Source organism: Faecalibacterium sp. Marseille-Q4164 (assembly GCF_017377545.1).
GTDB lineage: Bacteria > Bacillota > Clostridia > Oscillospirales > Ruminococcaceae > Faecalibacterium > Faecalibacterium duncaniae.
Genome location: NZ_JAFREJ010000001.1, coordinates 397,682 through 418,976 on the forward strand (window position 1 = coordinate 397,682; position 21,295 = coordinate 418,976).

Sequence of the window (21,295 nt, forward strand, 5' to 3'; positions counted from 1 at the left end):
ATGAATCAGCTTTTCAGATGGAATCAGATGGGTTTGTTTTTGCTGGCACTGGCGGCAGGCATTCTGCCGTTTGCAGTGCCGGAGGTTTGTGCCGCTGCTCTGCGGGAAGGGCTGGCCCTTTGCTGCGGGCCGCTGCTGCTCTCGCTGTTTCCGTTTCTCGTGGTATCGCGCCTGCTCGTCCAATGCCCGGAAAGCGACCTGCTGGCCCTGCCGTTCCGTCTGGCGGCGTGGGGCATCGGCATCCGCACACCCTGTGCGGCACGGGTGCTCTGCATCGGGTTCCTGGGTGGCTTTGCACCAGCGGCCAGTGCTGCGGCGCAGGCAGTCAGGACCGGTCAGCTTACGGCTGAGGAAGCGGATGCTTTGCTGCCTGCCTGTATCTGTTCCGGGCCATCCTTTGTGGTTCTGACGGTGGGGCAGAGTCTGCTGGGCAGTGCAGAGCTTGGCGTGCTGCTGTTTGCGTCACAGATCACCGCAAACTATCTGACCGCCGCCCTGCTGAACCGGTTTGCAGGAGTGCGTTCGGTCAAACCGGGATCTGCAGCGCCAGCATCCCCTGCACCGCCGCGGCTGGATGAGATCCTGGCCGATGCCGCCATAACGTACTGCAAGCTTTGTGGGTTTATCCTCTTTTTCCGGATGCTGGCCGCTGGGGCAGGGGCGCTTTTGCCTGCCGGTGCGGGCACACTCTGTTCCATTCTGCTGGAAGTCTGCTCCGGCTGTGACCTGGCCTCCCGCACCGGACGATGGGGGAGCCTGCTCTGCTGTGCAGCACTGAGCGTGCAGGGTCTTTCCGTGTTGCTGCAGGTGCGCACCATCTGCCCGCCGGAAATGACCCTGCGCCCGCTCTACCGGTCCAGGATGCTCCATCTGCCGCTTTCATTGGCCCTGTTCTATCTGCTGCTGCCGGGCGGGGAGGCGGATGTGTTCAGCACTCTGCCTGCCCGGGTCCTTTTGATGCGGCGGGTGCCGCCGGATTGTGCCCTGCTCGTTTTTGCAGTGTGTTGTATGGCAGTCTGCACTTTGCGCAGTGGAATCCGTCAAGTTGAACAGAAACAGATGGCAAGAAATGCAGGTGGGTGTTGTATAAATTCCAAAACTTTGCTATAATAAGACGTAAGCATTCAATGACAGGGAAGCTTCCCTGAACAGATGGAAATAAAATAAATGAGCACACGCTTATTTTAGATGGAGGACCATAGAATGGATTTACAGAATATGGATCTTAAGGGCGGGAGCCTGCAAATTTCCACCGAGGTCATCGGCAAGATCGCACGCTGTGCTGCACTGGAAGTGGACGGTGTGTCCGAGGTCTCCTGCGGTAAGCAGAACAAAAAGGTCAAGGAGCTGCTGGCTGCTGCCAGTATCCAGCCCCCTGTTACCGTGGAGATGCGGGACGGCACCGCTGAACTGACCCTGAATCTGGTGGTCAAGTTTGGTGCAAAGATCCCTGCTGTGGCCGAAAAGGTACAGGAGAATGTCAAGTCTGCTGTTCAGAACATGACCAATGTCACGGTAAGCCGTGTGAACCTTGTCATTGCCGGCCTTGCGGCTGAGGAACAGGAATAAAAAGTAGAAGAGGAAGATTATGGAAAATATTTTGCCCCGTCGTGAAGCCCGTGAGAATGCGTTCCTGCTGGCTTTTTCCCAGACCTTTGGTGATGTGCCCCTGCAGGAAGCACTGGATACGAACAACGAGTGTGGCGAAGAGCGTCCTGTGGATGTGTTCGGCCAGCGCCTGCTGAGTGCCTATTACAGCCACTCTGCAGAGGTGGATGACCTCATCCGTGACCATCTGCGCAACTGGACCATGGAGCGCCTGCCCCGCGTCAGCCTGACTGTCCTGCGTCTGGCTCTGGCTGAGATGCTGTATGGCGACGAGCGTAAGCCCGGTGTTGTCATCAATGAGGCTGTGGAGCTGACCAAGAAATACGGCGCAGATGAGGACTATCAGTTCGTGAATGGTCTGCTGGGTGCTGTTGCCCGTGAGCAGGGTCTGGATACGGAGCCGGTGGAGTCGGAAGAACAGTGAGCCACTATACGCTGGGCATCGACACAAGCAACTATGCAACCTCTCTGGCGGTTTTTCACACAGCCGGAGAGGTTGTTTGCGCAAAGAAACGTTTTCTGCCGGTCAAGGAGGGCCAACTGGGCCTGCGGCAGAGTGATGCGCTCTTCCACCATACCGCGGCTCTGCCCGAGATGCTGGAGGAGCTTGGCCGGGAGTTTGATCTGACCCAAATCTCGGCAGTGGGTGTTTCCCAGAAACCGCGCCCCGTGGAGGGAAGCTACATGCCCTGCTTCCTGGCGGGTGTCAGCGCGGCCACAGCCTTTGCGCAGGCCCGGGGCATCCCGCTCATCCATACCACCCATCAGCAGGGACACGCGGCGGCAGCGCTGTTTGCAGCAAAAGGGGAAGAACTCTTCCGCCAGAAAGTGCTGCTCTTCCACATCTCAGGCGGTACAACGGATCTTCTGCTCTGCAATGAGGTAAAAGAAATCACCACACTGGGCACCAGCACCGACCTATACGCCGGGCAGGCAGTGGATCGTGTGGGGGTCAAGCTGGGGTTTGGCTTCCCGGCAGGTGTGGAAGTTTCCCGTCTGGCTGCCTTGTGTGAGGAACCCATTAAGCCCAGATCCAGCGTGAAGGGGATGCAGTGCAGTCTTTCGGGGCTGGAAAATCAGTGCAACGCCCTGCTGAATGAGGGCAAAACCCCGGAGTATGTCTGCAAATACTGCCTGCTCTGTGTGGCAGACACTGTGGTCAAGATGACAAAAGCCGCCCAGAAGGAATACCCCGGCCTGCCGGTGGTTTGTGCGGGCGGTGTGATGAGCAGTGATATCATCCGCGCCTGGGTGCAGCAGCGCCTGCCGCAGGTGTATTTCGTGCCCGGGCAGTATTCCAGCGACAACGCCATCGGTGTGTCCATTCTTGCCGCACAGGGGGCTGGATTATGGCTGTAGTGATCTCAGTCTCGGCCCTGAACCGGTACGTCAAGAATCTGCTGGACGTGAATGATGTTCTGTTCGATCTGGCCCTGCGGGGCGAGATCGCCAACTTTGTGCAGAACGCCCGGAGCGGGCACTGCTACTTTTCCCTGCGGGACGAAGCCGCCAGCGTCAGGGCTGTGATGTTCCGCTCCGATGCGCGGCGGCTGGGCTTCCAGCCCGAAGAGGGCATGAAGGTGGTGGTGCGCTGCCGTGTGACCCTCTACGAGCGGGACGGTGCGTTTCAGGTCTATGTCAACGACATGTTTCCGGACGGCATCGGTTCGACACAGCTGGCCTTTGAACAGCTGAAGGCAAAACTGGACAAAGAAGGACTGTTTGCACCGGAGCATAAAAAGCCGCTGCCCCGGTTCCCGCAGTGTATCGGCCTTGTTACCAGCAAGACCGGTGCTGCACTGCAGGATATCCGCAATGTCATCGGTCGGCGCTGGCCCGCAGTGCGTCTGCTGCTGGCTCCTGTGAATGTGCAGGGCTTTGAAGCGGCAGAGGAGATCGCCGATGCCATTACCCGGCTGGACAAAAGCGGGCTGGTGGACGAGATCATTGTAGCGCGCGGCGGCGGAAGCCGGGAGGATCTGTGGGTATTCAACGCCGAGGTCATTGCCCGGGCGGCCTACCGCTGCAAAACGCCCCTCATCAGCGCCATTGGTCACGAGATCGATTTTACGATCCTGGATTTTGTGGCAGATCAGCGCGCGCCCACGCCCTCAGCGGCGGCAGAGCTTGCTGTGCCCGACCGTGCCGAACAAGGACGAAAATTATGCACTTTGGAAGAAAATATTCACAATTGTATCCAATTTAAGCTGAGTTTATGTTATAATAGGCTGGAACAGACCGAACAGCTGCTTTCCCGTGCTGGTGTACAGGCAGCGCTGGAGGAACGTGCTGCCCGCCTGGATACTCTGGCCGGGCGGCTGCAAACTGCCGCCAGAGGTAAGCTGCAGGCCGGAGAGCTGCGTCTGAAGCATACGGCAGCACTTGCCGCATCCCTGAACCCCTACGGTGTGCTGGCCCGCGGCTATGCCATGGTGCAGGACAATAGGGGAAGGATCTGCACGCCGGATGCGCTCCGGCCCGGGCAGACCTGTAAACTCCGGGGCACGGAACACCGCGTGACCTGCACGGTCAATACAGTGGAGGAACTGGATGAGAGCACCCAAAAGCTTTGAGGATGGAATGACCCGGCTGGAAGCCATCCTTGAACAGATGCAGCAGCCGGAAACAACGCTGGCGGAATCGGTCAAACTCTATGCCGAAGCCGCATCCCTGATGGATTATTGTAACGGTACGCTGGAAAAGGCCACGCTGCAGCTGGATGAGATCGACGCGCAGCGGGCCCCCCGGCCGGATGCCGCACATTAAGGAGGAAGTTTCATGGATTACGCGAAGCAGTATCAAGAGTATCTTGCCCGGGCAAATCAGGCACTGGAAAAGGCCTGCGAGACTTTTTTGCCCGAGGAATCTGAGGTCTGCCGGGCTGCCCGTTACAGCCTGCTGGGCGGCGGCAAACGCATCCGCGCAGTGCTGGTTCTGGCCGTGTGCGATATGCTCAACGGCAGCGCTGAAGCAGCCGAGCAATTTGCGGCGGCGGTCGAGATGCTGCACTGCTATTCTCTGATCCATGATGACCTGCCCTGCATGGACAACGATGACCTGCGCCGGGGCAAGCCCAGCTGCCACAAGGCCTTTGGTGAATCCACTGCTATGCTGGCCGGCGATGTACTATTGACCGAGGCGTTCAACGTGGTCGCAAATGCGCCGGCTTCGCCCATTGTCAGTGTGCAGGCCGCAAAGGCCTTGGGCGCTGGTGCGGGCAGCCATGGCATGGTTTACGGGCAGGAGCTTGACCTGAAATATGAGGCACTGGCTGCCACCGAGGAGCAGCTGCGGCTGATCCACCGGAACAAGACCGGTGCGCTCATCAATGCTGCTGTTCAGATGGGTGCTGCCGCTGCTCAGGCCAATGAGACCCAGTGCAAGGAGCTGGAGGACTATGCTTTCGGCATTGGTCTGGTGTTCCAGATCGTGGACGATGTGCTGGATGTGACCAGCACCGCCGAACAGCTGGGCAAACCCATTGGCAGCGACAGTGAGAACGGCAAGACCACCTTTGTGACCTTGTATGGGGCCGAGGGTGCCATGGAGCTGGCAAAAAAACTGAACAACGAGACCTGCGCCTCCCTGCACGAGGAATTTGGCGAAAAGGCCGCTTTCCTGGAGCAGCTGGCAAAAGAGCTGCTGGTGCGCCGCAGCTGATCCGAAAAAATAAGAAGGTGGAACTACCATGCAATTTATCCATAGCGTCCTGACGTTCAATGAGATCCTTACAGTATCCCTGTTGTCCTGGTTTGTGGCGCAGGTGCTCAAGACCATCATCAACTTCGTCCTGCTGGGCAGGTTCCAGCTGGAGCGGATGTGGGGCGATGGCGGTATGCCCAGTGCCCACAGCGCCACGGTAACGGCCATGGTCATTGCTACGGCACGCAGCGAGGGTATCCATTCGGCTATCTTTGCGGTGGCCGCAGTTGTTGCCATCATCACCATGCACGATGCTATGGGTGTGCGCCGCGAGACCGGCGAGCAGGCCAAGGTGCTGAACAAGATGCTGGAGCAGTGGATCGAAGTGACCGAGAAAAACAATCCCTTCCTGCAGAATATGCACCTGAAAGAGATGGTTGGTCACACTCCGCTGCAGGTTATGGCCGGTTTTGCACTGGGTATACTGGTCGGCTTCCTCTATCCTATGGGCCTCTGAGCGCCCCATTTCAAAACGTGAGAAGGACGTGAATTTATGAATTCGCCTTTGCTGGAGAAAATCTCTCAGCCCAGCGATCTGAAAAAGCTGTCCAGTCAGCAGACCGTGCAGCTTTGCGCAGAAATCCGTGAATTTCTTCTGGATAACGTATCAAAGACCGGCGGCCATCTGGCATCCAATCTGGGTGCTGTGGAGTTGACGGTGGCTCTGCACCGGGTGCTGACCACCCCCACGGATGAGATCGTGTTTGATGTGGGCCATCAGTGCTATACCCACAAGCTGCTGACCGGCCGCCGCGAGGGCTTTGCCAAGCTGCGGCAGCTGGATGGCATTTCCGGTTTCCCGAACCCCAACGAAAGTGAGCATGATGCTTTTATTGCCGGTCACGGCAACACCGCGCTCTCGCTGGCTGTGGGCATTGCCTGGGCCAAAAAGCTGCGGGGCGAGCCGGGACAGGTGGTTGCCCTCATTGGTGACGGTGCCTTTACCGGCGGTATGGTCTACGAGGGGATGAACAATATCGGCGGGCTGGACAATCTGCTGGTCATCCTGAACGACAACAAGATGTCCATTTCCAAGAATGTGGGCGCGTTGTCCCGCTACCTGAGCCATCTGCGCACCACCAGCCGCTATTACGATGCCAAGGAAAATGTGCGTTCCTTTCTGGATGGCGTGCCTGTCATCGGCCCGCCGCTGAAATCTGCGATCCAGAACAGCAAGGCTATGGTGCGCAGGGCAATGTATCATTCGACCATGTTTGAGGATATGGGCTTCCACTATTATGGTCCTTTTGATGGTAACAATGAGCCGGAGCTTGAAGGAATCCTGCGCGATATCCACAGGCAGCCCGGCCCCCATTTCCTACATGTCGTGACCAAGAAAGGCAAGGGCTATGCCCCGGCTGAGAGCAACCCCGGTAACTTCCACGGTGTTTCGACCTTTGATCTGGTCAACAGCATCCCAGACCCTGAGGTGGCTCCCAAGGAGTCTTTCTCGACGGTGTTCGGCAATGTCCTGAACAAGGAGGGCGCGGAAAACCAGAAGATCTGTGCCATCACGGCCGCAATGAAGTATGGTACGGGCCTGCAGTTCTTTGCACACACCCACCCCAAGCGCTTCTTTGATGTGGGCATGGCAGAGCAGCATGCTGTGACCTTTGCAGCGGGCCTTGCCAGCCAGGGAATGCTGCCGGTAGTCTGCATCTACTCCACCTTCCTGCAGCGTTCCTATGACCAGATCATCCATGATGTGAACCTGCTGAAGGAGAATGTTGTCCTTGCCATCGACCGTGCCGGTTTTGTTCCGGCAGACGGCGAGACCCATCAGGGAATCTTCGACCCGGCCTTCCTCAGTCAGGTGGGGATCCCTGTCTATTCGCCCTCCAACTATGCCGAACTGCGGCACTGGCTGCCCATCCTGCTCAGTGATGAGATGCAGGGCCCCCGGGCAATCCGGTATCCCCGCGGTGGTGAGAGCGTAGCACTGGCGCAGTTTGGCTGTTCCGGCAGGGAATATGACCGGCTCTATACCGCCCCTGATGCCAAGGCTGTAATGGTCAGTTACGCCGACGAAGTCGAGGATGTGCTGACTGCGGCGAAGCTTCTGGGCAAAGAGAACGTTCCCTGTGATGTTTATAAGCTTGTAAAGATATATCCCTTTACACCTGAGCTTATTTCTGAAATTTCAAGATATGACGTTGTTTTGTTTGCGGAGGAATGCGTAGCCTGCGGCGGCATCGGTGAGCATCTGGAAATGGCTCTGCAGAAAGCAGGCTGGCAGGGTGCTTATATCCACCGTGGTGTGGAGGATGTGCGTCTGCCCCATGCGACGGTTCCGCAGATCAAGCAGAGCACCGGCCTGGATGCTGAACATCTGGCACAGGCCATCCGTACATGGAAAGGAGCAGAATCTTGAAGATTCGTTTGGATCAATATCTGGTTCAGCATGGTCTGATCCAGAGCCGTGAGCGCGCCAAGGCGATGATCATGTCCGGCGTGGTCTTTGTCAATGAACAGAAGGTAGACAAAGCCGGTGAGATGATCAAAGAGGATGCCAAGGTGGAGGTGCGCGGCCATGATATCGGTTATGTCAGCCGCGGCGGCCTGAAGCTGGAAAAGGCGATGCAGTGTTTTCCGCTGACCCCCAAGGGGAAAGTCTGCATGGACATTGGCGCATCCACCGGCGGCTTTACCGACTGTATGCTGCAAAATGGGGCAGTCAAGGTCTACGCAGTGGATGTGGGCTACGGTCAGCTGGCATGGAGTTTGCGCACCGATGAGCGAGTGGTCAATATGGAGCGCACAAACATCCGCAACGTGACCCTTGACCAGCTGGCAGAGCCAATCGAGTTTTTCAGTGTAGATGTCTCTTTTATCTCGCTGCATCATATTTTCCCGGTGGCGCAGGCCATCACCACTCCGGACGCTATGGGTGTCTGCCTGGTCAAGCCTCAGTTTGAGGCTGGCCGCGAAAAGGTGGGCAAAAACGGCGTTGTCCGTGACCCTGCCACCCACCGTGAGGTGCTGCACAATGCCATGGGCTATGCTGCTGCCAACGGCTTCAAGGTCTGCGGACTGGATTTCAGCCCCGTCAAGGGCCCTGAGGGAAACATTGAATATCTGATGTTCGTTCAGAAGAGCGATGAACCCGGTGCGCTGGATGATTCGGTTGCTGAACAGGTGGTGGTATCCAGCCATTCTACGCTGGACCGCTGAACCATAATCCATAAAATCAGGGAGGGCGCGGACGATGACCGTCTACATTTCCCCAAACCCCGGCAAGGCTATGGCCTACGGCATTTCCCAGCGTGCGGCGCAGATCCTGCTGACCCATGGGGCACAGGTGCTGATGCAGGACGGCCTGCAGGCCGAGTGCATGACCATGGGCGTGGAGTATCTGACCCAGAAGGAATGCCTGGAACGGACGGATGTCATCCTGACCATCGGAGGAGATGGCACCATCCTGCATGAAGCCAACCTCTCACTGGAATACAGAAAGCCCATTCTCGGCATCAATCTGGGCCGGTGCGGCTTTCTGGCTACCTGTGAGGTCGATGAAATGGAAGCCAAGCTCTCCGCCGTAGCCCGGGGTGAATATTTTCTGGATAACCGGATGCTGCTTTATGTCCGTGTGCTGGGGGATGACAGCTGGGAGGGCCATGCCCTGAATGATGTGGTTATGACCAAGGGCCGCCTGCAGCAGGCAGTGGATTTCAGCATCTATTGTGATGATATCCTGGTGGAGCATTACCGGGGCGATGGTGTCATTGTGGCAACGCCCACCGGCTCCACCGCTTATTCTCTGGCGGCAGGCGGGCCGATCCTTGATTCTCAGACCAAGGGCATCGTTGTCACACCCATCTGCCCCCACAGCCTTGCCAGCCCGGCCATGGTTTTTGCGCAGGAGCGCAAGATCAACCTCTGTGTGGGCCAGGTGGCAGATGAAGAAGTTTTTATCAGTTGTGATGGGAATGCGGGCTATTCCGTAAAAGCCGGAGCCACCGCGGAGGTGCGGCTGTCTGATCAGGTCGTGCAGCTCATCACCTTCAGCAAGGCCGACCAGTTCCAGGCCATTGACCAGAAACTGCGCGGCAGACGATGACACAAACACAACGAAGGGAGAAGATCACATGGGACGCACCAGCCGAGGGGATAACAAAAGCAAGCAGCAGCGGCAGCAGACCATCCTGCGTCTGATCCAGGAGAATCCCATCAGCCGACAGGAGACTCTGTTGGAGTACCTGAGCAAGGAAGGTTTTGATGCCACACAGGCGACCATTTCCCGCGATATCCGGGAGATGAACCTTGTCAAAGCTGCCACCACCACCGGCTACCGCTATGTTTCCAGCCACAGCGAGGCACTTAACCCCAAGATGCAGGCCCGGTTTGAGACCATCTTCCATGAATCTGTCCTGGGGGTGGACTTTGCGGGCCATGTGGTGCTGGTAAAGTGCTACTCTGGCATGGCCAATGCGGCCTGCGAGGTGTTTGACGCACTCAAGTGGAAAAATGTGGTCGGCACCCTTTCTGGTGACGATACCTTTCTGATCGTGGCCCGCTCAGAGCGGGACGCAAAGACCATTTGCACCGAGCTTGGGCATTACATCGGGCAGAAATAAAGGCAGGAGAGAACGAACATGTTGAGCAGTCTGCAAATTGAAAATGTTGCAGTCATCCAGAAGGCCAACGTGCATTTTGAGAAGGGCCTGAATGTCCTTACCGGCGAGACCGGTGCGGGCAAATCTATCCTGATCGACTCCATCAATGCCATTCTGGGCAACCGCACCTCCAAGGATCTGGTGCGCACGGGGGCTGCAAAAGCAGTCATCCGGGCGGCATTTGATGATGTTCCGCCTGCAGTGCTGGACAGCCTGGAAAAGGCAGGATATGAGCGCTCAGAAGCGCTGACCCTGAGCCGTGAGATCACTGCCGAGGGCAAGAGCACCTGCCGCATCAACGGAATGCCTGCCACAGCAGCCATTCTGCGGGAACTGTGCGGTGGGCTCATCAACATCAACGGCCAGCACGATTCCGTAGGCCTGTTGAACCCGGCCCGCCATGAGGGTATCCTGGATGCCTACGCCCAGAACGGGGCGGTGTATCAGGAGTATTATGCTGTTTACCGGGAGCTTATCAAGGTCAAAAAGGAGCTGGATGCCATCATCACCGATGAGGGTGAAAAACAGCGAAAGATCGATCTGCTGAGTTATCAGGTACAGGAGATCGAGGATGCCAGCCTGACCGCAGGCGAAGAGGAGACGCTGATGGCCCGCCGTAAGGTGCTGGCAAATGCCTCCACCATCCGGGAGCGCATCTCCCAGAGCTATGCGCTGCTTTCGGGCGGAGATGATGCCCCGGGTGCCGTTGATCTGCTGGGGGAAGCCTCCAATGCGATCGATGGAGCCGCCCAACTGGACAGCGGCCTTTCTGCTGCCGCCGGACAGCTGCTGGATCTTTATTACACCGCAAAAGACCTTTCTGCTGACCTGATCGGGCGGCTGGAGGGCTACGAGACGAATGATGCAGAGCTGGATGAGATCGAACAGCGGATGGATCTGATCTACAAGCTCAAGCGAAAATACGGTGATACTGTGGAAGATATCATCGCCTTTGGACAGCAGGCAAGGGAAGAGCTGGACCGCATCCAATTCTCACAGGAGCGGACAGAGCATCTGCAGGCTGAAAAGCATCGGCTCTATGTACTTGCCCGGGATAAGGCCGAGGTGCTGACCCAGACCCGCCTGAAAGCCTTTGAGGAATTGAACAGGCGCATCTCCGGCACACTGGATTTTTTGAACATGCCCGGTGTCCGCATGACCCTGCGCCATACCCGCGGCCCGTTGGCCAGCCATGGCCAGGACAGCGTGGAGTTTTATATTTCCACAAACCCCGGTGAGGATCCCAAGCCGCTGGCAAAAATCGCTTCCGGCGGTGAACTGAGCCGTATCACGCTGGCAATCAAAAATGCCATGGCCGATAAGGACGCAGTGCCTACGGTCATCTACGATGAGATCGACAGCGGCGTATCCGGCAAGGCGGCCAGCCGCATCGGTGAGGTGCTCAAACAGAGCGCAAAAGATCACCAGATCCTCTGCATCACCCACACAGCGCAGATCGCTGCACTGGCCGACTGCCATCTGCTTATCCAGAAGAATATCACGAATGAGCGAACCTATACCGAGATCCACCCGCTGGATACCGAGGGAAGAGTGGACGCACTGGCGCATATCATTTCTGGTGACCATGTCACGGAGCTTTCCCGTGCCAATGCCAGAGAGATGCTGGGGCTGGCCGAGCATGAAACCGGTGATTGACAACCCTGCTGATTTGTGCTAAACTGATTTTTGTTGAAAGACGTTGAAGGGAACAAGTACCTTGTTAGTGTCTGCCCAGAGAGACCCCGGTTGGTGCAAGGGGTGTGCAGAACAACAGGGGAAATACCTCCCGGAGTTGCAGGCTGAATGCTTTGGCTAGTAGGCTGTGCCGCGTGCGAGCGTTACAAACGCAGGAGTGTATCCCATCTCTGTGGGGCGCACTCGTGAGGCCGTTTCCGTGAGGGGGCGGCAAACAGAGGTGGTACCGCGATTTTCTCGCCCTCTGCCAAATTCATTTTTGGCAGGGGGCGTTTTCTTTTGTCCTCTGCCCGATAAAACAGGAGGATAATCCCATGACCCTTTACGAAGAACTGCAGGCTCGCGGTCTGGTAGCCCAGATCACCGACAATGAGATCATTGACCTCATCAACAACGGCAAGGCCACTTTCTATATTGGCTTTGACTGCACTGCAGACAGCCTGACTGCAGGCCATTTTATGGCCCTGACCCTGATGAAGCGCTTGCAGATGGCTGGCAATAAGCCCATTGCCCTGATCGGCGGCGGCACCACCATGATCGGTGACCCCTCTGGCCGTACCGATATGCGCAAAATGCTGACCAAGGAGGATATTGCTCACAATGCAGCCTGCTTCAAGAAGCAGATGGAGAAGTTCATCGATTTTTCTGAGGGCAAGGCTCTGATGCTGAACAATGCCGACTGGCTGCTGAACCTGAATTATGTTGAGCTGCTGCGTGATGTGGGTGCCTGCTTCTCCGTCAACAACATGCTCCGCGCCAAGTGTTATGAGCAGCGCATGGAGAAGGGCCTGTCCTTCCTTGAGTTCAACTACATGATCATGCAGAGCTACGACTTCTACTACATGTTCCAGCACTACGGCTGCAATATGCAGTTCGGCGGCGATGACCAGTGGAGCAACATGCTGGGCGGCACTGAGCTGATCCGCCGCAAGCTGGGCAAGGATGCCTACGCGATGACCATTACTCTGCTGACTGATTCTCAGGGCAAGAAGATGGGCAAGACTGCAGGCAATGCGGTCTGGCTCGACCCCAACAAGACCAGTCCCTTTGAGTTCTACCAGTACTGGCGCAATGTCGGCGATGCTGATGTGATGAAGTGCATCCGGATGCTGACCTTCCTTCCGCTGGAGCAGATTGATGAGATGAGCACCTGGAAGGATCAGCGTCTGAACGAGGCCAAGGAGATCCTGGCCTACGAGCTGACCAAAATGGTGCACGGCGAGGAAGAGGCTGAGAAGGCCCAGAACGCTGCCCGTGCCCTATTCAGCGGTGCTGCCGACACTGAGCACATGCCCTCCACTCAGCTGACCGAAGCGGATCTGACCGATGGCTCCATCGGCATTCTGACTCTCATGGTCAAGGCCGGTCTGGCCGCTTCCAACGGCGAGGCCCGCCGCCTGGTTGTGCAGGGCGGTGTCCTGGTGGATGGTGAAAAGGTGGGCGCTCCCACTGTCAGCTTTACCGCTGATCAGCTGAAGAACGGTATCGTCATCAAGAAGGGCAAGAAGATCTACCACAAAGTGACTCTGTAATCTTTTAGAACCAGCGTATGATAAAAGCCCGGCGGCATCCGATTTTGGATGCCGCCGGGCTTTTTACGTTTGTGTAATGTTTATAGAGAAGGGCACTTACAGCCCAAAGGCCTTCTTCAGCACATCGTAAGCGGAGTCCTCGTTCTCACTACGCACCAGCAGAGAAATATCCAGATCGCTGGTGGTGATGAGCAGAACCTCGATGTCAGCCATGGCCAGTGCGTTCAGGGCCCGGGCAGCTACACCGCAGCTGGTGACCATGTCCTCACCGAAGAGGTTCAGCTTGGAGTAACCAACGCTGATCAGCGGGGAAGCCTTGGCATCCTTGTCGAGATTGGCGGCAGAAATGGCCTTCATCACCAGTGTCAGATCACTGGCAGATGCGGTAAAGCTGAAATCAATGTTGGTACCGTGAGGGGCGCTCTGACTGATCATATCCACCACAACGCCGGTATCGGCAAAGATCTGCAGGTAGCGGGCCAGGCTGTTGCCCTTGAACTCCACATCCTGCACACTGATCATCATCAGGCTGGGCTCAATGTTGATTTTGGAAACACCATACATAATGAACACTCCAATCTGCCCCAAAGGGCTGCAAATTCAGGCGAGCGCCAAAAACGCGCTGTTGATGTTGGTCTGTAATACGTTCTGGATGTACTCTATCCCAAAGCTGGGGTAGGCGGCCCGGACACCGTGCGCCTGCGCCAGCTCCGGCGTATATTCCTGGAAGAGGTAGGTGCGGACGTTGGATTTACCGGCATCATAGTGGGTCACGGTGGGATGTAATTGCGGGGAAGCGACAACGCAGTAAACGCTGCCATCCGGGTCCGTCGTCTTGTTCAGCTCCAGTGTCAGGATGGCACCGATGAGCTGATCCGGTTTGCTCTGGGTGCTGAGGAAATTTCCCAGGGAATAGGCTACAAAGGTCTGGCGGCCATCCACAGAGATCTTCCACTCGGCATCCTGCACCACATGAGGGTGCGTGCCCAGAATAACATCCGCACCCCAGTCGGAAAGCTGCTGGGCGAGGTCCCGCTGGGTCTGGGTGATCTTGTGGCTATCCTCCACGCCCCAGTGAACTCCCACCACCACAAAATCGGCCAGCTCACGCGCCCTGCGCACCTGCTGTTCCATCACGTCCCGCTGGCTGGTGTAGATGACATTGGCCGTCATTGCACTGCTCTGCGGGATGCCATTGGTGTGGTCGGTGTAGGAGAGGTAGGCGATCGTCACACCGTTCACCGTCTGCAGGGGGATGGTGCCATAATCGCTCTCTCCGTACCACAGGCCGGTCGTGACCACATCTTCCGGCATCTCGTCCCAGAACCGCAGCGTTGCTGTGATACCTTTGGCACCTTTATCGTAGGTGTGATTGTTGGAAAGACTGAATACCCGGATGCCTGCCCGGTAAAGAGCCTCTGCGCATTCACCGGGGGTAGAAAAGCAGGGATAGGTGGAAGGCTCCAGTTCCTTGCTGCAGAGCGTTTCCTGGTTGATCCAGTTTACATCCTGCGCGGCATAAAAATCCAGCAGGTGCTCGTAGCAGTAGTCAAAATTATAACGCTGGCCTTCCGCTGCCCGGCGGGCTGCTTGTTTATAGATGGGAGCATGGATCAGATTGTCCCCGGTGGCCGAAAAACGCAGTGTGGTTGTAACAGGCTGCGGTTCCGGTTCGGGCGGGGGAACGCTTTCAGCGGTCGAAGGCTCGTCCTCAAAGGGGCCAAGCACGATGCCGGGAGTCTGGAAGCGCCAGAAGCCAAAGCAGGCCAATGCCGCACCAGCCACCAGCAGCACTCCCATCATCCTCAGAAAAACGGGTTTTCGTTTTCGCCGGTTCTGCAGTTCGTGCCGCGAATGTCGTTTCGTGGATGCAGCGTGTCTTGCCTGCTCCATTCCGTCAGCCCTCCTGCCGCTCAAAATGGTGGAAGACGCAGAGACCTTACAGCTCTGCGATCATGTTACCCATATTGTACAGGCCCGGCTCCTTTTTTGCAAGATAGACAGCAGCATTTATTGCGCCATTTGCAAAAACACTGCGGGAATATGCAGTATGCTTGAGAGTGATGACCTCGTCCGGACCGCAGAACAGCACCTCGTGGTCGCCCACGATGCTGCCTCCGCGCACAGAGCTGATGCCGATTTCCTTCGGGTCGCGCTTCTGGCGCACAGAGGAACGGTCGTAAACATAATGATATGCGCCGTTGTTCTCTTCGTTGATGGCATCGGCCAGCATCAGGGCAGTGCCGCTGGGGGCATCCAGCTTGTTGTGGTGGTGCTGCTCCACGATCTCCACATCATAGTCTGCACCCAGAATGGCCGATGCACGCTTGCACAGCTCCGACAGCAGGTTGATGCCGATGGACATGTTGGCGCTCTTGAACACGGGCACAATGCGGGACAGCTGCACCACCTTCAGCTGCAGCTCTTCGGAAAGGCCAGTGGTGCAGACCACGATGGGCATCTTGTGTGCTTCGCAATAGGTCAGTGCCTTTTCCACAGCAGCAGGAGCGCTGAAATCAATGATGACATCGCCCTTGCCGTCCAGCTTTTCCAGACTGTCGTATACGGGGATGCCGTTCTGTTCACCGTCCTGCTGGTCGATCCCGGCGACCACGCGGCAGTCACTCCGGTTTGCAATCATCTCGCAGAGGGCGTGACCCATCCGGCCGCCAATGCCCTGAATGATAATATCCGTCATTTTTGTTTCCTCGTTTTCTGTTGTAACGGCAAATGCCCGGGAGGAACCAATTCCACCGGGCATTGTGCGTTGTTTCGTTTATTCCCGAATCAAACCTTCGGCCTCCAGTGCCTGCTCGATCTTCTCCTTGTGGGCATCACTGGGCTCGACCAGCGGCAGACGGCAGGAACCGGCCTCCCAGCCCAGCACATTCATGGCGTACTTGACAGGGATGGGATTTACTTCGCAGAAGAGTGCATCCGCCAAGGGCAGGATCTCCAGCTGCAGCTTGCAGGCAGTTTTGGTGTCGCCCTCAAACCATGCCTTGCAGCAGTTGTGCACCAGCTCAGGCTTGACATTGGAGACCACACTGATGACACCCTTACCGCCCAGAGACAGCAGGGGAACCACCTGATCATCGTTGCCAGAGTAGATGTTCAGCTCGTCACCGCACAGCTGAGCGATCTTGGCCACCTGAGAGATGTTGCCGGAGGCCTCCTTGATGCCGTTGATGAGCGGATTCCGGCTCAGCTCCAGCGCTGTCTCGGGGGTGATGTTCAGGCCGGTACGGGAAGGCACATTATACAGGATAACAGGGATGCCGCCCGCCTCGGCCATAGCGGTAAAGTGGGCCACCAGACCTGCCTGCGTGGTCTTGTTGTAATAGGGGGTCACAAGCAGCAGGGCATCGGCACCGCAGGCAGCAGACTTTGCTGCCAGTGCACAGCCGTGATCGGTATCATTGGAACCAGCACCCGCAATAACAGGCACCCGGTGATTGACCGTCTCGACCGTAAACTTGATGGCGGCCAGCTGCTCCTCATCGGTCATGGTAGAGCATTCGCCGGTAGTTCCGCAGATCACAATAGCATCGGTGCCCCGTGCAATCTGATCTTCAATGATGCGGCCCAGCTCATCAAAGTTGATGCTGCCATCTTCGTACATGGGGGTGATGATCGCCACCGCCGCGCCGGTAAAGACAGGATTCTTCATAGTATAAAACTCCTTTGTACGCTCCGTCAGGAATGTGTTGTTCAGTCAAAATAGCCCTTTGCTGCCAGCAGCTCAGCCAGCAGCACGGCACCGCCGGCAGCGCCGCGCAGGGTGTTGTGGCTCATGCAGGCGAACTTGTAGTCAAACAGGGTGTCCTCGCGCAGGCGGCCGATGCAGACAGCCATGCCGTTCTCTGTGTTGCGATCCAGCTTGGGCTGAGGACGATCGGGCTCAGTGAAGTAGTGCAGGAACTGCTTGGGTGCACTGGGCAGGTTCAGCTCCTGTGCAGGGCCGCGGAAGTTAGCCCAGGCCTCGAGCATCTGCTCCTGGGTGGGCTTTTTGTCAAAGCTTACAAATACGGCAGCGGTGTGGCCGTCAGAAACGGGGACACGGAAGCACTGCGCAGTGATCGTGGGCTTCTCGGCGTTGACGATCTGATCGCCCTCGATGTGGCCCCACAGCTTCAGCGGCTCGCGCTCGCTCTTCTCTTCCTCACCGCCGATGTAGGGGATGACGTTATCTACGATCTCGGGCATCCGGTCAAAGGTCTTGCCTGCACCGGAAATGGCCTGATAGGTGCAGACCAGAGCCTTGTTGACACCAAACTCCTTCATCAGAGGATGCAGGGCAGGCACATAGCTCTGCAGGCTGCAGTTGGACTTGACCGCAATGAAGCCGCGCTTGGTACCCAGACGCTTGCGCTGGGCAGGGATGATCTCAATGTGGTCCGCGTTGATCTCAGGCACGACCATGGGCACATCCGGGGTAAAGCGGTTTGCGCTGTTGTTGGAGACCACAGGGCACTCGGCCTTTGCGTAAGCCTCTTCCAGTGCCTTGATCTCGGCCTTGGGCATATTGACTGCGCAGAAGATGAAATCGACCTGAGAAGCGACCTCTTCCACCTTGGCGGCATCCAGCACGACCATCTTCTTGACGCTCTCGGGCATCGGGGTAGTCATTGCCCAGCGGCTGCCAACGGCCTCCTCATAGGTCTTGCCTGCGCTGCGGCCGGACGCGGCCAGCGTGGTCAGCTTGAACCAGGGATGATTCTCAAGCAGGGTCACAAAACGCTGCCCCACCATGCCCGTTGCGCCAACGATACCAACTTTATACTGTTTTTCCATTTCCAGCACCTTTCCTTTCAATAAAAGCAAATTTACATCGAACACGGCTTGCAAACCAGCCGACCTTGCAATATAATAGATACTGTTTATACAGATTTTATGATAACATTGATACGGCACTCGTGTCAATCATCGGAAAGGCAAATGCAAAGATGTTAAAAAAAGATTTTTGGTACGATTTACCCAAAGAACTCATTGCACAGGAGCCTGCAGACCCCAGAGACTCGGCCCGGCTCATGGTTCTGAGCCAGAAGGACGACAGCATCCAGCACCGGATTTTCCGCGATCTGCCGGAATATCTTGAGCCGGGTGACCTGCTGGTGGTCAACAACTCCAAGGTGCTGCCCGCTCGCATCGTGGGTGTCAAGCAGCCTACCGGTGCTGTGTGCGAGCTGCTGCTTCTGCGGCAGGTCAAGGGAGATCAGTGGGAGTGCCTGGCAAAGCCCGGCAAGCGGATGCAGCCCGGTACCAAGGTTAGTTTTGGTGACGGCACCCTGACCGCTGTGGTGGACGAAACGCTGGAGGATGGCAACAAGTTTGTTACATTCTATTATGACACCGAGACCCTTTATGAAAAACTGGATGAATTTGGCAAGATGCCATTGCCACCCTACATCACCAAGCAGTTGGAAGATCAGAGCCAGTATCAGACGGTCTATGCCAAGGAGCTGGGCAGCGCTGCTGCACCCACGGCAGGCCTGCACTTCACCCCGGAGCTGATGGATACCATCCGTTCCAAGGGTGTCGGCATTGCCGAGGTTACCCTGCATGTGGGTCTGGGAACCTTCCGCCCCGTGCAGGAGGACGAGATCTCGGATCACAAGATGCACAGTGAGTGGTATTCCATCAGCGAGGAGACTGCTCAGCGCATCCAGGAAACCAAGGCCGCTGGGCACCGCGTGATCGCCGTTGGCACCACCAGCTGCCGCACGCTGGAAGCCGCCGCCGCAAAATATGGCGAGATCAAGGCCTGCAGCGGCAATACCTCTATTTTTCTCTACCCGGGTGTCAAGTTCAACTGCATCGATGGCCTGATCACCAACTTCCACCTGCCGGAAAGCACCCTCATCATGCTGGTCTCTGCCCTCTACGGCTACGAAAAGACCATGGCTGCCTATAAAGTTGCCGTAGAGGAAAAGTACCGCTTCTTTTCCTTCGGCGATGCGATGCTGATCCTGTGATCCCTCAGCACCCGCTCTCCCAAAAGCCCAAAACACTGCCGGAACCGTTTCGGCAGCTCGGTATCCACCACTTCTGAACCTGCCGCCTGCCCGGCGGCACAAGGCTGTACGGCTGTTTTCCGTACACAGAAAGGAAAAAACTTATGCCTTCTTTGACCACTTTTAAGCTGCTCAAGCAGGAGCACAACGCCCGGCGGGGCGAGTTCAAGACCGTACACGGCACGGTGCAGACCCCGGCTTTCCAAAATGTTGCCACCGCCGGTGCCATCAAGGGTGGCCTGTCCGCGCAGGATCTGCAGCAGATCGGCACCCAGGTGATGCTCTGCAACACCTACCACCTGCATCTGCGCCCCGGTGATCAGCTGGTAGCCGATATGGGCGGCCTGCACAAGTTTACCCGCTGGAACGGCCCCATCCTGACCGACAGCGGCGGATTCCAGGTGTTCAGCCTGTCCAAGCTGCGTAAGATCACGGAGGAAGGCGTGACCTTTGCCTCTCATCTGGACGGCCACCGCATCTTTATGGGCCCTGAGGAGAGTATGCAGATCCAGGCAAACCTGGGCTCCACCATCGCAATGGCCTTTGATGAGTGTGTGGAGAATCCTGCCCAGCACGCGTACTCCAAAGCCAGCTGTGAGCGCACCACCCGCTGGCTCAAGCGCTGCAAGGCTGAGATGGCCCGCCTGAAGCAGGAGGGTAAGGCCACCAACCCTGACCAGCTGCTGTTCGGCATCAATCAGGGATGCACCTTTGCTGACCTGCGTGTAGAGCACATGAAGCAGATTGCGGAGCTGGAGCTGGACGGCTACGCCATCGGCGGCCTGGCCGTGGGTGAGCCTGCTGAGGTGATGTACGAGATGATCAGTGAGGTGGAGCCTTATATGCCCAAAGATAAAATCCGCTATCTGATGGGTGTCGGCACCCCCGGCAACATGATCGAGGCAGTTTCCCGCGGCGTGGATCTGTTTGACTGCGTCATGCCCAGCCGCAATGCCCGCCATGGCCACCTGAACACCTGGGGCGGCATTATCAACATCAAGAACGCAAAGTACGAGCGGGACGAGCGTCCCATTGACCCCACCTGTGGCTGCCCGGCCTGCCGGAACTACTCCCGTGCCTATATCCGCCACCTGTTCAAGGCAGAGGAGCTGCTGGGCATGCGTCTGGCCGTTATGCACAACCTGTGGTTCTACAACCACCTGATGGAGCGCATCCGCGATGAGTTGGATGCAGGCACCTTTACCGCATTCCATGACCGTTATGTCAAGCTGCTGGATACAAGAATTTGAGCTTTTTCATGCTTTTCCCTTGCAAGAGGGAGCAGAAGCGGTTATAATGAGTTTATCTGAATTTTGAGAGGAGACTTTGTCCCATGCAATTTCTGACTACTACCACTGAAAGCTATATCAGCCTGTTCTTCACACTGGCTCTGATGCTGGTCCTGCTCTACTTTATGATCTATCGTCCCCAGAAGAAGCAGGAGAAGAAGGATGCTGCCATGCGTGCAGCTCTGGAGATCGGTGATCAGGTCGTGACCATCGGCGGTATTGTTGGCCGTGTGGTCGCCATCAAGGATGACACCTTTGTTCTGGAGACCGGTTCTGACCGTGTGAAGATCCGCTTCACCAAGAATGCGATCAGCTCTGTTGAGAAGCTGAACATGGACAATGCTCCTGCCAACGCAAAGAAGTAATCTCTAAAAGCAAGGTCTTTTTTACCCGCCCCTCTGCATACAGTAGTGCAGGGAGGCGGGTTTTTATGTTGGAACAGAAGAAGTTACCCATCCTGGAAGCACTGGCTGCATTCGGCATTGGTGGGATATTCACCGCCGCCTGCATGGCCGGGCTGGCCTACCTGATGGCAAACCAGAGCCTTGCGCAGAGCATTGCCTGGCCCATGGTCAGTGCCATTGTCTGTGCCGGGAGCTTTTGCAGCGGCTGGCTCATGGCGTTTTTCTATCACAGCAGAGGCCTTATCTGCGGTGCTGTACAGGGCGGACTGTTTGTTCTGCTTCTGCTGGGGTTCGGTCTTTCGGAGGGCATTGAACCAACGGAAATGCAGCTAACCCGCTTTGCACTGGTATTCGTTTTTGGCTGTCTGGGCGGGGTGTTCAGCATCTTGCGTACAGAACGGCACCGGCATTGAGAATTTACAGCAGAAAAACAGGAGG

Annotated in this window: 23 protein-coding genes and 1 other annotated feature; of the genes, 18 read left to right on the forward strand and 5 right to left on the reverse strand. The window is 56.9% G+C overall.

Translation table 11 applies throughout. The features are described from left to right. The 14 genes from J3352_RS01900 (at position 1) to tyrS (ending at position 13,150) form a co-directional block, all read left to right on the forward strand. Positions 1-1,110 (forward strand): hypothetical protein, encoded by a 1,110-nt coding sequence (locus J3352_RS01900; RefSeq protein WP_156065734.1) that lies wholly within the window; start codon positions 1-3, stop codon positions 1,108-1,110. Between the two features lie 78 nt (positions 1,111-1,188). After that, positions 1,189-1,569, forward strand: a complete 381-nt coding sequence (locus J3352_RS01905) for an Asp23/Gls24 family envelope stress response protein (RefSeq protein ID WP_005933700.1) — start codon at positions 1,189-1,191, stop codon at positions 1,567-1,569. A 19-nt stretch (positions 1,570-1,588) separates the two neighbouring features. Beyond that, positions 1,589-2,032, forward strand: a complete 444-nt coding sequence (gene nusB, locus J3352_RS01910; RefSeq protein WP_005933702.1) for a transcription antitermination factor NusB — start codon at positions 1,589-1,591, stop codon at positions 2,030-2,032. Then, entirely contained in the window at positions 2,029-2,967 is a 939-nt protein-coding gene (locus tag J3352_RS01915; RefSeq protein ID WP_005933703.1) for a glycoprotease, read from the forward strand. Before nusB ends, J3352_RS01915 begins: the two co-directional genes overlap by 4 nt. After that, complete coding sequence (gene xseA, locus J3352_RS01920; protein WP_005933704.1) at positions 2,958-4,181, forward strand: exodeoxyribonuclease VII large subunit; 1,224 nt, start codon at positions 2,958-2,960, stop codon at positions 4,179-4,181. Before J3352_RS01915 ends, xseA begins: the two co-directional genes overlap by 10 nt. Beyond that, positions 4,159-4,374 (forward strand): exodeoxyribonuclease VII small subunit, encoded by a 216-nt coding sequence (gene xseB, locus J3352_RS01925; RefSeq protein ID WP_223383781.1) that lies wholly within the window; start codon positions 4,159-4,161, stop codon positions 4,372-4,374. Before xseA ends, xseB begins: the two co-directional genes overlap by 23 nt. Positions 4,375-4,386: 12 nt before the next feature. Further along, complete coding sequence (locus J3352_RS01930; protein ID WP_097771969.1) at positions 4,387-5,268, forward strand: polyprenyl synthetase family protein; 882 nt, start codon at positions 4,387-4,389, stop codon at positions 5,266-5,268. A 28-nt stretch (positions 5,269-5,296) separates the two neighbouring features. Further along, complete coding sequence (locus J3352_RS01935; RefSeq protein WP_005934165.1) at positions 5,297-5,767, forward strand: divergent PAP2 family protein; 471 nt, start codon at positions 5,297-5,299, stop codon at positions 5,765-5,767. 36 nt (positions 5,768-5,803) lie between these two features. Continuing rightward, complete coding sequence (gene dxs / locus J3352_RS01940; protein WP_005934168.1) at positions 5,804-7,681, forward strand: 1-deoxy-D-xylulose-5-phosphate synthase; 1,878 nt, start codon at positions 5,804-5,806, stop codon at positions 7,679-7,681. Continuing rightward, a complete protein-coding gene (locus tag J3352_RS01945; RefSeq protein ID WP_035394439.1) occupies positions 7,678-8,481 on the forward strand; it encodes a TlyA family RNA methyltransferase in 804 nt (267 codons plus the stop codon). The genes dxs and J3352_RS01945 overlap by 4 nt, the downstream gene beginning before the upstream one ends. A gap of 34 nt (positions 8,482-8,515) precedes the next feature. Then, positions 8,516-9,367, forward strand: a complete 852-nt coding sequence (locus J3352_RS01950) for an NAD(+)/NADH kinase (RefSeq protein ID WP_097771968.1) — start codon at positions 8,516-8,518, stop codon at positions 9,365-9,367. Positions 9,368-9,395: 28 nt separating this feature from the next. Beyond that, on the forward strand, positions 9,396-9,884 hold the full coding sequence (locus tag J3352_RS01955; RefSeq protein ID WP_005934198.1) for an arginine repressor: 489 nt from the start codon (positions 9,396-9,398) through the stop codon (positions 9,882-9,884). A gap of 18 nt (positions 9,885-9,902) precedes the next feature. Next, positions 9,903-11,579, forward strand: a complete 1,677-nt coding sequence (gene recN / locus J3352_RS01960; RefSeq protein ID WP_005934201.1) for a DNA repair protein RecN — start codon at positions 9,903-9,905, stop codon at positions 11,577-11,579. Between the two features lie 34 nt (positions 11,580-11,613). Next, positions 11,614-11,866 (forward strand) — a binding site (T-box leader). Between the two features lie 66 nt (positions 11,867-11,932). Continuing rightward, entirely contained in the window at positions 11,933-13,150 is a 1,218-nt protein-coding gene (gene tyrS, locus J3352_RS01965; protein WP_097771967.1) for a tyrosine--tRNA ligase, read from the forward strand. A 96-nt stretch (positions 13,151-13,246) separates the two neighbouring features. On the opposite strand, the gene J3352_RS01970 is transcribed toward tyrS, so the two are convergent. From J3352_RS01970 to asd, 5 genes are all read right to left on the reverse strand, one after another. After that, complete coding sequence (locus tag J3352_RS01970) at positions 13,247-13,714, reverse strand: ACT domain-containing protein (protein WP_097771966.1); 468 nt, start codon at positions 13,712-13,714, stop codon at positions 13,247-13,249. A gap of 36 nt (positions 13,715-13,750) precedes the next feature. Continuing rightward, on the reverse strand, positions 13,751-15,043 hold the full coding sequence (locus tag J3352_RS01975; protein WP_242699840.1) for a CapA family protein: 1,293 nt from the start codon (positions 15,041-15,043) through the stop codon (positions 13,751-13,753). 46 nt (positions 15,044-15,089) lie between these two features. Next, positions 15,090-15,848, reverse strand: coding sequence for a 4-hydroxy-tetrahydrodipicolinate reductase (gene dapB, locus J3352_RS01980; protein ID WP_097771965.1), 759 nt, complete (start codon positions 15,846-15,848; stop codon positions 15,090-15,092). A gap of 78 nt (positions 15,849-15,926) precedes the next feature. Continuing rightward, entirely contained in the window at positions 15,927-16,820 is an 894-nt protein-coding gene (dapA, locus tag J3352_RS01985; protein WP_156065737.1) for a 4-hydroxy-tetrahydrodipicolinate synthase, read from the reverse strand. 41 nt (positions 16,821-16,861) lie between these two features. Further along, positions 16,862-17,944 carry an aspartate-semialdehyde dehydrogenase gene (asd, locus tag J3352_RS01990; RefSeq protein ID WP_097771963.1) on the reverse strand — a complete coding sequence of 361 codons (1,083 nt, stop codon included), beginning with the start codon at positions 17,942-17,944 and terminating at the stop codon, positions 16,862-16,864. 152 nt (positions 17,945-18,096) lie between these two features. Between asd and queA the strand changes: the two genes are divergently transcribed. From queA to J3352_RS02010, 4 genes are all read left to right on the forward strand, one after another. After that, positions 18,097-19,125, forward strand: coding sequence for a tRNA preQ1(34) S-adenosylmethionine ribosyltransferase-isomerase QueA (gene queA, locus J3352_RS01995; protein ID WP_097771962.1), 1,029 nt, complete (start codon positions 18,097-18,099; stop codon positions 19,123-19,125). 143 nt (positions 19,126-19,268) lie between these two features. After that, on the forward strand, positions 19,269-20,414 hold the full coding sequence (gene tgt, locus J3352_RS02000) for a tRNA guanosine(34) transglycosylase Tgt (RefSeq protein ID WP_097771961.1): 1,146 nt from the start codon (positions 19,269-19,271) through the stop codon (positions 20,412-20,414). 83 nt (positions 20,415-20,497) lie between these two features. After that, complete coding sequence (gene yajC / locus J3352_RS02005) at positions 20,498-20,818, forward strand: preprotein translocase subunit YajC (RefSeq protein ID WP_005934224.1); 321 nt, start codon at positions 20,498-20,500, stop codon at positions 20,816-20,818. A gap of 65 nt (positions 20,819-20,883) precedes the next feature. Further along, the gene (locus J3352_RS02010; protein ID WP_097771960.1) at positions 20,884-21,270 is read left to right on the forward strand and encodes a TIGR04086 family membrane protein; all 387 of its coding nucleotides are present in this window, start codon (positions 20,884-20,886) and stop codon (positions 21,268-21,270) included. Positions 21,271-21,295: the final 25 nt, after the last annotated feature.

Excerpts from the sequence above, each read along its gene's own strand:
- J3352_RS02010 (WP_097771960.1), top strand. The coding sequence starts at position 20,884 with ATGTTGGAACAGAAGAAGTTACCCATCCTGGAAGCACTGGCTGCATTC.
- tgt (WP_097771961.1), top strand. The coding sequence starts at position 19,269 with ATGCCTTCTTTGACCACTTTTAAGCTGCTCAAGCAGGAGCACAACGCC.
- tyrS (WP_097771967.1), top strand. The coding sequence starts at position 11,933 with ATGACCCTTTACGAAGAACTGCAGGCTCGCGGTCTGGTAGCCCAGATC.
- J3352_RS01900 (WP_156065734.1), top strand. The coding sequence starts at position 1 with ATGAATCAGCTTTTCAGATGGAATCAGATGGGTTTGTTTTTGCTGGCA.
- xseA (WP_005933704.1), top strand. The coding sequence starts at position 2,958 with ATGGCTGTAGTGATCTCAGTCTCGGCCCTGAACCGGTACGTCAAGAAT.
- J3352_RS01935 (WP_005934165.1), top strand. The coding sequence starts at position 5,297 with ATGCAATTTATCCATAGCGTCCTGACGTTCAATGAGATCCTTACAGTA.
- J3352_RS01970 (WP_097771966.1), bottom strand. The coding sequence starts at position 13,714 with ATGTATGGTGTTTCCAAAATCAACATTGAGCCCAGCCTGATGATGATC.
- J3352_RS01905 (WP_005933700.1), top strand. The coding sequence starts at position 1,189 with ATGGAGGACCATAGAATGGATTTACAGAATATGGATCTTAAGGGCGGG.
- dxs (WP_005934168.1), top strand. The coding sequence starts at position 5,804 with ATGAATTCGCCTTTGCTGGAGAAAATCTCTCAGCCCAGCGATCTGAAA.
- xseB (WP_223383781.1), top strand. The coding sequence starts at position 4,159 with ATGAGAGCACCCAAAAGCTTTGAGGATGGAATGACCCGGCTGGAAGCC.
- J3352_RS01930 (WP_097771969.1), top strand. The coding sequence starts at position 4,387 with ATGGATTACGCGAAGCAGTATCAAGAGTATCTTGCCCGGGCAAATCAG.
- nusB (WP_005933702.1), top strand. The coding sequence starts at position 1,589 with ATGGAAAATATTTTGCCCCGTCGTGAAGCCCGTGAGAATGCGTTCCTG.
- queA (WP_097771962.1), top strand. The coding sequence starts at position 18,097 with ATGTTAAAAAAAGATTTTTGGTACGATTTACCCAAAGAACTCATTGCA.
- J3352_RS01955 (WP_005934198.1), top strand. The coding sequence starts at position 9,396 with ATGGGACGCACCAGCCGAGGGGATAACAAAAGCAAGCAGCAGCGGCAG.
- recN (WP_005934201.1), top strand. The coding sequence starts at position 9,903 with ATGTTGAGCAGTCTGCAAATTGAAAATGTTGCAGTCATCCAGAAGGCC.
- J3352_RS01975 (WP_242699840.1), bottom strand. The coding sequence starts at position 15,043 with ATGGAGCAGGCAAGACACGCTGCATCCACGAAACGACATTCGCGGCAC.
- dapB (WP_097771965.1), bottom strand. The coding sequence starts at position 15,848 with ATGACGGATATTATCATTCAGGGCATTGGCGGCCGGATGGGTCACGCC.
- J3352_RS01950 (WP_097771968.1), top strand. The coding sequence starts at position 8,516 with ATGACCGTCTACATTTCCCCAAACCCCGGCAAGGCTATGGCCTACGGC.
- yajC (WP_005934224.1), top strand. The coding sequence starts at position 20,498 with ATGCAATTTCTGACTACTACCACTGAAAGCTATATCAGCCTGTTCTTC.
- dapA (WP_156065737.1), bottom strand. The coding sequence starts at position 16,820 with ATGAAGAATCCTGTCTTTACCGGCGCGGCGGTGGCGATCATCACCCCC.
- asd (WP_097771963.1), bottom strand. The coding sequence starts at position 17,944 with ATGGAAAAACAGTATAAAGTTGGTATCGTTGGCGCAACGGGCATGGTG.